This window comes from Rheinheimera sp. (assembly GCF_036568245.1).
Classification (GTDB): Bacteria; Pseudomonadota; Gammaproteobacteria; order Enterobacterales; family Alteromonadaceae; genus Alishewanella.
The window spans coordinates 1-10,608 of record NZ_DATCSY010000194.1 but is presented as its reverse complement, the minus strand read 5'-3'; the positions used below and the strand labels follow the sequence as shown (position 1 = coordinate 10,608).

12 protein-coding genes and 1 pseudogene are annotated in these 10,608 nt (G+C 51.7%); 8 read left to right on the top strand and 5 right to left on the bottom strand.

Annotation, left to right across the window (positions count from 1 at the left end; all coding sequences use genetic code 11):
* Positions 1-516 (top strand): annotated as a pseudogene (locus tag VIN66_RS08800) (cytosol nonspecific dipeptidase); the annotation flags it as partial.
* Between the two features lie 174 nt (positions 517-690).
* Entirely contained in the window at positions 691-1,146 is a 456-nt protein-coding gene (locus VIN66_RS08795; RefSeq protein WP_331923628.1) for a GFA family protein, read from the top strand.
* Positions 1,147-1,244: 98 nt separating this feature from the next.
* Here VIN66_RS08795 and VIN66_RS08790 read toward each other — a convergent pair whose 3' ends face one another.
* Entirely contained in the window at positions 1,245-2,186 is a 942-nt protein-coding gene (locus VIN66_RS08790) for a DMT family transporter (RefSeq protein WP_331923627.1), read from the bottom strand.
* Between the two features lie 89 nt (positions 2,187-2,275).
* Between VIN66_RS08790 and VIN66_RS08785 the strand changes: the two genes are divergently transcribed.
* Complete coding sequence (locus VIN66_RS08785; RefSeq protein WP_331923626.1) at positions 2,276-3,175, top strand: LysR family transcriptional regulator; 900 nt, start codon at positions 2,276-2,278, stop codon at positions 3,173-3,175.
* On the opposite strand, the gene VIN66_RS08780 is transcribed toward VIN66_RS08785, so the two are convergent.
* Positions 3,176-4,099: a M14 family metallocarboxypeptidase gene (locus VIN66_RS08780; RefSeq protein ID WP_331923625.1), complete on the bottom strand. Its 924-nt coding sequence runs from the start codon at positions 4,097-4,099 to the stop codon at positions 3,176-3,178.
* Positions 4,100-4,231: 132 nt separating this feature from the next.
* Positions 4,232-4,507 carry a Rho-binding antiterminator gene (locus VIN66_RS08775; protein WP_331923624.1) on the bottom strand — a complete coding sequence of 92 codons (276 nt, stop codon included), beginning with the start codon at positions 4,505-4,507 and terminating at the stop codon, positions 4,232-4,234.
* 148 nt (positions 4,508-4,655) lie between these two features.
* Here VIN66_RS08775 and VIN66_RS08770 point away from each other — a divergent pair, with 148 nt between their 5' ends.
* The 4 genes from VIN66_RS08770 to VIN66_RS08755 all read left to right on the top strand — a co-directional run bounded on the left by VIN66_RS08770 (position 4,656) and on the right by VIN66_RS08755 (position 7,784).
* A complete protein-coding gene (locus tag VIN66_RS08770; protein ID WP_331923623.1) occupies positions 4,656-5,150 on the top strand; it encodes a MarR family winged helix-turn-helix transcriptional regulator in 495 nt (164 codons plus the stop codon).
* Positions 5,147-6,211 (top strand): HlyD family secretion protein, encoded by a 1,065-nt coding sequence (locus VIN66_RS08765; protein ID WP_331923622.1) that lies wholly within the window; start codon positions 5,147-5,149, stop codon positions 6,209-6,211. Before VIN66_RS08770 ends, VIN66_RS08765 begins: the two co-directional genes overlap by 4 nt.
* Before the next feature lie 11 nt (positions 6,212-6,222).
* Complete coding sequence (locus VIN66_RS08760; RefSeq protein ID WP_331923621.1) at positions 6,223-7,278, top strand: DUF2955 domain-containing protein; 1,056 nt, start codon at positions 6,223-6,225, stop codon at positions 7,276-7,278.
* 113 nt (positions 7,279-7,391) lie between these two features.
* Positions 7,392-7,784, top strand: a complete 393-nt coding sequence (locus tag VIN66_RS08755; protein ID WP_331923620.1) for a hypothetical protein — start codon at positions 7,392-7,394, stop codon at positions 7,782-7,784.
* Positions 7,785-7,844: 60 nt separating this feature from the next.
* Here the strand turns inward: VIN66_RS08755 and VIN66_RS08750 are convergent, their stop codons facing one another.
* Positions 7,845-8,858, bottom strand: a complete 1,014-nt coding sequence (locus VIN66_RS08750; RefSeq protein WP_331923619.1) for an alpha/beta hydrolase — start codon at positions 8,856-8,858, stop codon at positions 7,845-7,847.
* Positions 8,859-8,919: 61 nt separating this feature from the next.
* Complete coding sequence (locus tag VIN66_RS08745) at positions 8,920-9,711, bottom strand: alpha/beta hydrolase (protein WP_331923618.1); 792 nt, start codon at positions 9,709-9,711, stop codon at positions 8,920-8,922.
* A 173-nt stretch (positions 9,712-9,884) separates the two neighbouring features.
* Here VIN66_RS08745 and VIN66_RS08740 point away from each other — a divergent pair.
* On the top strand, positions 9,885-10,608 hold a 724-nt coding region (locus tag VIN66_RS08740), incomplete at its 3' end, for a cupin domain-containing protein (protein WP_331923617.1).

Below are 10,608 nucleotides of genomic sequence, written 5' to 3'. Positions count from 1 at the left end.
ACGCAGCAAAAGCTGATTAATCTGTTAAATGTCTGCCCGAACGGTGTAATGCGCATGAGTGACGAGGTTGAAGGTGTTACCGAAACCTCGCTGAACATGGGTGTTATTACCACCAAAGACAACAGCGTACAGGTACTGTGTTTAATCCGCTCGTTAATCGACAGCGGCCGTGAGCAAGTGCAAAGCATGTTAAGTTCGCTGGCACAGCTCTCTGGTGCTGAAGTGAAGTTCAGCGGTGCTTATCCGGGTTGGAAACCGGACCCGGCATCACCTGTCATGGCGGTAGTAAAAGACACTTATCAGGCCATTTACAATAAAGAGCCGGTGATTATGGTTATTCACGCCGGTTTAGAATGTGGCCTGTTTAAAAAGCCATATCCGGATATGGATATGGTGTCTATCGGCCCGACCATCCGCTTTCCGCACGGGCCGGATGAAATGGTTAATATCACCACTGTAGGGCAATACTGGGAACTGCTGCTGGCGGTATTGGAGCGTATTCCAGAGCGCAGTTAAGTAAGCTGATACAAATCAGAGCCCCGGATTCGGGGCTTTTTTATATCTGTTTATCCCTGAGACAATATAAGCAGGGGTTACTAAGTTATTGTCAGTCGCTGTCTTCCCAAGTACTGTATTAAACATTAAATTTACAAAAACAGAAATGTAGCGATAACCCGGAGAAATATACTGATGAGTGATGATTTGATTAAAACACAAGGCCAGTGTCGCTGTGGGCAGGTAACATTTGAAGTATCTGCAAAACCTATGATTACTATGGCGTGCCATTGCACCGGCTGTCAGAAAATGACAGCCAGTGCTTTTAGCCTGAGTTCGTTATTTCCCGCTGAGGCTTTCACTGTTACAGCCGGTGAGCCTGTTATTGGTGGTTTGCATGGCGCTACACGGCACTATTTTTGTGGCCATTGCCTGAGCTGGCTGTTTACACGGCCTGAAGGCATGGATGACTTTGTTAATGTGCGCTCTGCTATGTTGGACGATGCTCAGCATTATCAGCCCTTTATAGAAACCTACACCGATGAAAAATTGCAGTGGGCCGCTACCGGAGCAAAGCACAGCTTTAGCAAGTTTCCACCGCAAGAGTCATTTCCGCAACTGCTCGAAGGCTATGCTGCTTATGCAAAGTAGCTAAGCGTACTATTGCTTAGCGGCTATTGTACGATGTTTCAACGCTTTTTTATCAGTCGCCGGTTTTGCCTGGCATTACGGTGACTGACATCGGTGAATCAGCTATTTACGTCACAGGTCTGTATAGTGTTACGCTGGCGTACTAGTTTTAATAGCTGCGGCAGCGTCAGGCCCAGCAACACAACCGCCATACCGGTAACCTGAATAGATGTGACCTCTTGTCCCATCATCACAGCCGTAAGCGCAGCACATACCGGTATTAAGTTAAAAAACAACGCCGCCGGTGCTGAGCCCAACCGCTGTACTGCATTTAAAAAGAACACATAGCCCACCACAGTGCCAAACACGCCGATATAAATCACCGCCATGATGCCTTGCAGCGGCAAACTCAGCAGCTCAGTAACCGGATGAATATCACCTTGTGTGGCGTTAAATGCCAGAATAAAAGCGTCACCCGCCAGCATGCTGACCAGCGTAAAGGGCAATAAAGGTAACCAGCCCGCTACTTTTTGCGATGCCGTAGTATAGGCAGACCACAGCAACATAGCGGCAATAATTGTCAGATCACCCTGGTTAAACTGAAATTGCGCCAGCGCCTGCCAGCTGCCTTTGGTTATGACCAACAGGACGCCGGATAAGCCAATGGCCAGGCTCAGTGTCTGTGTTCTGTTTAACCATTTGCGTGACAGTGCGGCAACCATCAGTGCGGTCACCAACGGGCTTAACGCCATCACCAAAGCGCCGTTAGTCGCCGCCGTCTGTTTGACGCCGGTAAACAGCAGCAAATTAAAGCCGCCGACACCAATCAGGCTGATAAGCAACACCCAGGCATACTGCCTGATGCTGAGCTGCGGCCAGTGCTGGCGTTTAACCAGCAGACAAATCACCAGACACAGAGCCGCGATACTAAACCGCCACACCACCAGCGAGTTTTCAGTCATTTGGCCCAGTACCAGCTTGGACACCGGAAATACACTGCCCCAGCTAAAAATGCTGAGCACTAACAAAGATACTGTAACGATGGGAGTTTGATGTTTCATAAATCTGACCAGCTTGTTTTGCTTGCTTTATATTTTATTTATTTCAAAATTAAAATATATAACGATATTTAGCAGGTTAAATGCCATAAATGAAACCTAACTATTCGCTGGATGATATGCGTCTGTTCTGGTTGGTCGCACAAGCCGGTAGCTTTCGTCAGGCAGCAGAACAGGAGGGGGTGCCACCATCGACGTTAAGCCGGCGGATCAATGCGCTCGAGCAGACGTTGGGGCTGCGTTTACTGCACCGGGACGCACACCGGATTAATCTGACCGGGACCGGGCGCCAGTACTTTGAACGTTTTGGCCCATTGTTTAATGAGCTGGATGATATTTCCGGCGATTTACACGCCGAAAAGCATGAGCCTGCCGGCACGCTCAGAGTTGCAGTGCCGGTGAATACCATGTACCGCTGGCTGGCGACAGCGCTGAATCAGTTTCAGTTACGTTATCCAAAAATTGATTTAGATATCCGGATGTCAAACTGGGTCATTGATGTTGGCGAGCAGGCAATCGATTTAGCTATCCGGGTCGGCGAACCCGCGCTGCAGGGGTGGATAGCCCGGCCGCTGACCAGAGTGCAGTCACTGCTGTGTGTCAGCAGCCGGGCAGTGCAGTGGCATCAGATCACACACCCGTCCGAGCTGGTGCAGTACCCGTTAGTGGTAAGCAGCCCAATCAACGTCTGGCGGTTTGAACACCAGCACTCTGAGCAGCAATTTGAATACCGGCCGCAGGGTAATGTCCGGCTGACAGTTGATGATATGAACATTGCCATGCAAGCCGTGGCCGCCGGTGTGGGGATTGGCTATTTGCCGCGACGGGTTGTGCTTGAGCATATGCAACAGGGCGAACTGATGGCGCTGGCACCTGACTGGCTGGGGCCGCTGCGTAAAACCTATCTGTTATACCGCGATCGCGACAATCAGCCGCTGCGCCTGCGTTTGCTTATTCAGCACCTGCTGCAAGTCGCACCGGCTGAATATTAATTAACCTTGTTGCAGTAAATACTCCAGTGCGCCGGTCACCGCCGCTACCTGCGCCTGAATACATTGCTCTGGTGTCGCGCTTGGGCTGTCGGGGTAAACTTCCGTTGTGCTCACCAAAGGCGCATCAGTTACGCTGCCACATAGGCCAAGCTTAGCTTTAGCGTAGTTAATTACCCCCGGTTGCTGCATGGGCTCACCGATTAATTTGCCCTCATCATCCGGCTCGGCAATGTGGGTTACCTTTGCCACACTGTCGATAATGGCTTTTTGCAACGCCGGGCATGGGTGCTCTGCATCATCCACGGTGTAATAACCATCAGGGATATTCCAGTTTTTGTTCACAGTGCCGTCTTGCGCCGCTTTGGCTGGGCGAAACTCGCTGTTGTCAGAATCAGTGGTTTCATGCAGGTCTATATGCAGTGAAAACTGCGTATCCAGGCTGGCCAGATATTGCCTTACCTGCTGCGCTTCGCTGGCTTTGCCGCTTTCGCCGAAGCTGCGGTTTGGGTCTATCGCTTGTGGGTTCCAGCGGTTGATCGTTTCATAGCCCCAGGGGCTGATGCAGGGTAACACCAGAATGTTAACCTTTTCGCTGTACGCCAGGGCTTTGGTTTGCAAAAAACGCATTGCGCCATGTACGCCGCTGGTTTCATAGCCATGTACGCCGCCTGTTACTAAAACGGTGGGGTTATCGCTTTGCCAATTGCGGCTTTTTACCGCATACAACGGGTAGGTTTTGCCACAGACCTGCTGATAGTCCAGTTCGCCGTATTGTTCAACGTCGAAGTCGTTTTTAAGCGCGGCTATAGCCGGTAGTACGTCGTCGAAAAAACTGCGTTTTATTGTCTGCTCGCTTAGCCACTGCGCTTTTTCAGCGTCTCCCCACGGCTGGCCGACAGTGCCGATATGGTAAATTTTGTCCATTGCTCTTCCATTATAATGCTGTCATTTGTACGACTGAATAGCCGGCAACTATAACATTGACGTCGATTGAACAAAAACGGTCCTATGCAAAGAATTGTGGCAGCACTACCGAAGCCTGAATGAATTGCGCTGTTAAAATTTACAACTACTTTGTTGCTGTAAACTGATGTGCTGCTGCGGTGCGCCGGCATCCAGTACGTCAATATGCTCAATCTGCAGCAGGGGGATTTCAATGCTGTTGCTGTCCTGCTGCAACACCAAAAACTCTTGTTGTGCATTGCTGCGGGTATCGAATGCGGTGCCCTGAACGGCCGAACCGTCGAGTAGGTGTACAGCTACCGGGTAACGGCGCATGCAGATGATTTCTATATGATCATGTAAATCGCAGGCTAGAACATTGGGGGACATGTTGGCTCCGGGTAAAGGTAACAGTGAGGGCAGTAGTCATGTAATAGCGCCGAATATTGTGCTCGTCAAATTTATCACTAAATGCTTAGCTTGCTAACTATTTAAAGGTTGTGTAAAATACTTAGCATGCTAACCAAATGCTGAGTGTATGATGACTGACACCACTGATCTGAATGATATGAAAGCCATGCTGCAAGTGCCGCTGGGTAATCAGATAGGCCGTGTGCACCGCTTATGGCGCAGTGCTATTACCGCTGCCGTGCAATCACTGGATATGACCGAAGCGCGCTGGACTGCCATGCTGCACTTGCAGCTGTTAGGCGAGGGCGCAACGCAACAGGCGTTGGCGCAGGAGTTAGGGATTGAGATGCCGTCGTTAACCCGTACGCTTGGCCAACTGGTTGAACTGGATATGCTGGAGCGGCGGCCACACCCGACCGACAAAAGAGCACACTGCCTGTATTTTACGCCTGCCGGCCAACAAACACTGACGAAACTGATTGAACGCACGATGCAAATCAGGCAGGCGTTGTATCGGGATTTAACACCGGCCGCGGTGCAGCAACTGATGCAGGCGCTGGATCTGATGGAGCGCAACGCCCGCGCCTTATTGGTAACAGCGGCAGCGGAGGATAATCTATGACACCGGATCAGGTTTTTAAACGCTGGGTGCACGGTGCGATCGTCGTCTTTGTTGTCGCCTTTGTCTACTTTATTGTCGCCGATATCTGGTTACCGCTCAGTGCGCAGGCCCGTGTTATGCATCCGGTCGTCGGCATCGCCCCTGAGGTGAGCGGCCAGGTAACACAGGTGCTGGTGCAGAATAATCAGCAGGTTAAAACCGGTGATATTTTGTTTAGCTTGGACAAGCAAAGCTACCAGCTGGCAGTCGATAAAGCAGAACTGGCGCTGGAAGCCGCACAGCAGGAAAATACTCAGCTTGATGCCGCAATTGCCTCGGCTCAGGCTAGCGTCGCGGCGTATCAGGCTCAGGCAGACGAACTCGGGCTGGAAGTTAAACGGCTGCAGCAGCTGATAGGTTCGCGCAGCGTGTCGCAGCAACAGCTGGATAAAGCGGCTGCTAATTATCAGGCGGCACTGGCACAGGTTGAGGCGGCCAAAGCGCAGGCCCATGAACTGGTGGTACGCCGTGGTGAGCCGGGAGAGGCTAACTTATTGTTACGCCAGGCCGCTAATGCACTGGCAAATGCGCGGTTAAACCTGCAGTACACTGATGTGCGCGCTAAGGTAGATGGTGTGATGACCAACCTGCAACTGGTACCGGGCAATTATGCTACGGCCGGTAAAACACTGGCGGCGCTGGTGGCAAATGATGCCGATATTATTGCTGATTTTCGGGAAAAGTCGTTAACCAAAGTCAAGGCCGGCACAGCAGCCAGTGTGATGTTTGATGGTTTGCCGGGACAGGTATTTGCCGCCACGGTGCGCGCTATCGATGCCGGTGTCAAAGATGGTCAGCTTAACGCGGATGGCAGCCTGGCAAACCCGGAAAGCTCTGATCGCTGGGTGCGTGATGCGCAGTATCTGCGCTTACACCTGACTCTGGATGATAACGATGCGGTGCTGGCAGCGTTGCCTACCGGTGCCCGCGCGACTGTACAGCTTTACCCTGCCGCAGGCCCGGCGCGTTGGTTGGGGCAGGCACAGGCACGCTTTATCAGCCTGCTGCATTATATCTATTAAGGGGGCAAAGCATGTCTTCGCCCGCCAGTGTTACTCACCCCAAACTGCAGCTGAGCAGCAATGATGTCAGGCAGTGTCTGCGTATCGCCTTTGGCGGCACACTGGGCTTTGTTGTTTGCAAGCTGATGGACTGGAACTACGGTACCTTTTTTGCGGTTAACCCTATGTTGCTACTGGGGTTGGTGCCGGTATTAAATGCGCATGTGGTTCGACAGTTTATCGCCGGTATTTTATTTGTCAGTGTCAGTGTGTTGCTGGTGCAGGGCCTGTTTGGTGACAAGCCCGGCCTGATGACATTGCTGGTGATCCTGCAGTTTGGTTTTTTATTCCGTTGTATGACACGCGGCGTGCATTTTTTATTTGGCGCCACCACCCTGGTAGGCTTGTCGATGCAGTTGCATTTTTCCAGTTACCCGGCACCGCTGACACATGTCAGTGATATCGTGATGTCGAACCTGATGGCCGGTGTCTTTACGTTGTTTGTCACGTTTTTAATGTACACGCTGTTTCCGGACACCTCACCGCGTGCAGCGCGCCAGATGCCGGCTAAGCCGCTGAGTAATCAGCGGCATGAGGTGATCCTGGCAACAACGGTGGCAACCCTGTCATTTATCGTGTTTCAGAGCTTTGATCTAATTGATTCGCTGTCGGCGCAGGTAGCATCAGTGCTGGTGTTGTTTCCGCTAAACTGGCATGGTGCTGGCAAAGCCGGTTGGAACCGGGCTATTGGCACGCTGGTGGGGTGTAATGTCGGGCTGGCCATTCAGCTGCTGCTGTACAGCCACTCGAATATTTTGCTGTTTGTCACCCTGGCGATGTGGGTCAGCATCATGCTGTTTGCCCGTCATCATATGTTTGAAGGCGGCCAGTCGGGCGCTGGTTTTGGCGCCATGACAACAATGGGGATTTTATTCGGCCAGTACCTGACACCGCAAAGCGATCTGGTGTACAGCGCCCTGTATCGCTTCAGTTCAGTGGCCATTTCGGTGATCTGCACGCTTATTGCGGTGTATCTGATGCATCAGCTGTTAAACCGTTTCGCTGCCACACGCTTACAGTTGCCTTAGCCAGCTCTGAAACCGTCCAGGGGAGCTACGGCGTTTTCTGCCCTGTTGTGCTATTACTGTTGCTACGTTGCCGGTGTTTTTTGCCCGGGCAAAGCAGTGCAAAGGACAGTAAGATGACAAAAACAACCTTGTCGATTGACAGTGAGTTTGTGGTGTTAAACCCGAACCAGCAGGCGTCCGTTGAGTTGGCTGACGGTGGTTTATATCAGCGGCTGGATTCAGCCTATAACGGCTTTGCCGGCCATCAGCTGGTGTCGTGTTACGCGTTCAGTGCTAACTGGCCAAGCTGGGAGAGGCACCCGAACGGTGATGAAATCGTGATCCTGTTAAGCGGCCAGACGGAGTTTATTCTGCAAACCGACGATGGCGATGTCAGTATTAAGCTAAGCCGGCAGGGCGAATATGTGTTGGTGCCGCGTAGCGTCTGGCATACCGCCAGAACCCTAAACCGTTGCAAACTGTTGTTTATCACCCCGGGTGAAGGTACAGAACACCGGCCTGTTTAAATACGGCAACAGCGACATAATAATAAAGCCCCTTAAAGGGGCTTTATCTGACTTGAGGGTTTATTGCAGGTGGTCTTTTAACTCACGACCAGCCTGGTCTAATGCGTCTTGCACTGCCGGTACATCGCTTAGCACGTTCAGCAAACCAAAGTCATGGATCATGCCGTTATAGCGTACTGTAGTCACTGTCACACCTGCATCGCTCAGATGGCGGCCATAGGCTTCACCCTCATCACGCAGCACGTCCATTTCAGCAGTCTGAATTAATGCCGGTGGCAAGCCCTGCAACTGGGCTTTGGTCGCACGCAGTGGTGAGGCATAAATCTCGTTACGCTGCTCCTGTGACGTGGTGTAGTTATCCCAGAACCACTGCATCATATTGCGGGTTAAAAAGTGGCCATCGGCATAAGTATGGTACGACGTATTGTTAAAGCTGGCATCGGTGACCGGCCACAGCAACAGCTGGAATTTCAGCTTCGGTGTGCCTGCTTCTTTCGCTTTCAATGCCACTACCGCCGCCATGTTACCACCGACGCTGTTACCTGCCACGGCTAAGCGGCTGCCATCCACACCAATTTTCTGACCATTTTCGGCAACCCATTGGGTGGCGGCATACGCCTGGTTGATTGCGGTTGGGTATTTCGCTTCCGGTGATGGGGTGTAATCAACGTACACTGCCGCTGCACCAGAGCGCTGCACCAAATCACGGATTAAACGCTCATGCGTTGGGAAATCCCCCAGTACCCAGCCACCACCGTGGAAGAACATAAAAGCCGGTAAGGTGCCGGTGCTGCCTTGTGGTTTAACGATAACCAGTTTAATGCTCTGGCCATCTACTTTGATAATTTTTTCGCTGACATCAGCAGCCGGTAAGATGGCACCTTGTTGTGCGCCGGTTAATACCGCACGGGCATCTTTAGGTGATAACTGCTCCAGCGGTTTACCGCCGCCCTGGGCTAAGGCATTTAAGAAGCCCTGTGTTTTCGTTTCAACGCCCGGTGAGCCTGCGGCAACGGCATTGCCGATACTTAATGCTAACAGGCTGGCAGTGATTACAGTGTTTAATGTTTTCATGGTGGTTTCCTCAATAATTCAGTTAATTTAGCTTCAGTTGGGTTTGCTGTTTACACAGCTGTTATTTGTTAGTCGCAGTTGCGGCTTCGGCAATTAGTGCGGCGACTTTGTCCGGGTGTGATGTCATCACCACATGGGAAGCGCCGGGTACTTCAACGATTTTTTTCGCTTTAGCACGCTGTGCCATAAACTTCATCGCAGCAGGCGGAATGTTCTTGTCTGCAGTACCATAAATTGACCATGACGGTACGGCATGCCAGGCAGGCAGGCCAGCTGGCTCAGTTAAAGCCAGCTCAGTGACCGGGCGTTGTGACGCGGCCATCAGCGAGGCTTCTGCGGCGGGTACATCGGCTGCAAACTGTTCGCCGAATTTGTCTTGTTGGATATACAGGTCTTTATTGCCGTCTTTTAATATCACCGGCGTGGCCAGTGTCGGGCCTAAAGTGCTGCCCGGGTAACGGCCAGATAATTCCAGCACTGTCTCACCCTGTTCCGGTGCGAATGCGGCAACATAAACCAAAGCGGTAACATTAGTGTTGTTCTGCACGGCATTGCTGATTACCGCGCCTCCGTAGGAATGGCCTACCAGTACAACCGGGCCGCTGGTATGTTGTACGACACTGGCAACATAGTCAGCATCGGCGCTTAAACTGCGAAGTGGGTTGGCAACCGCTACAACCGGGTAACCCTGTTGCTGCAGGTTAGCTACTACGCCGTTCCAGCTGGATGATTCGGCGAAAGCACCATGTACCAGCACCACTGTTGGTTTTTCAGCAGCAAAAACAGCGCTGCTTAACGTTAATGCTGTGGTAGCAACAGCAGCGGCGATATGGCGAAATTTGAACTTAGTCATGTTGTATTCCTTTTCTGTTGATAAAAATGTTCGTTAGTTAACGTTATGCCCAGAGTGGCGTACTACTCAGCTGCAGTTCAGTTGCAAGCGTTGGGAGTATATTAGGGGGTCTGGTTTGACTTTTGGCGTCAAACTGTCTAAATTTTGATGCAGATAGTCTAATTGAGGTGGTTATGGACAGGCTTTCAACATTACTGGCGCAGTTTGGTATGCACGCCACTACCTTTTACGCTGGCTTGTTCAGTGGTGAACTGGCGTATGATTCACAAGAGCGCAGTGGCAGGCTTTATCTGCTCAATACCGGCAAAGCCAGGTTGCATATAGCACGGCAGGAAATAGTCATTAGTCAGCCCAGCCTGCTATTTATTCCCCGGCCTTACAAGCACAGTTTGACTGCCATCCCAACGGACAATACTCAGCTGGTCAGTGCGACGGTAAGCTTTGATGGCGGACAGGATAATCCGTTAACCACGGCCTTGCCCGATTACATGTTAGTGCCAGTCAGTGAGTTACCTATTCTGGGCGATAGTGTTTTGTGGTTATTCAGCGAAGCTGCAGAGCAGAACTGTGGTAGAAATGCGGTGTTAAATCGATTGCTGGAACTGGTGATGATCCAGCTATTGCGGCATATCATGGCGAATAGCAGTTTATCTTCCGGTATGATGGCCGGGCTGGCCGATTTGCGCCTGGCGCGTGCCGTAACGCTAATGCATGACCAGCCGCAAAAAAGCTGGTCGGTGGCCGAGCTTGCCAGTGCTGCCAGTATGTCGCGGGCCAGTTTCGCCGCGCAGTTTCATAAAGTGGTGGGTAAAACACCGGCGGATTACTTGCTGAGCTGGCGTGTCAGCCTGACGCAAAAGCGTTTACGCGAAGGCCGGCCTATTGCGCTGATCGCTG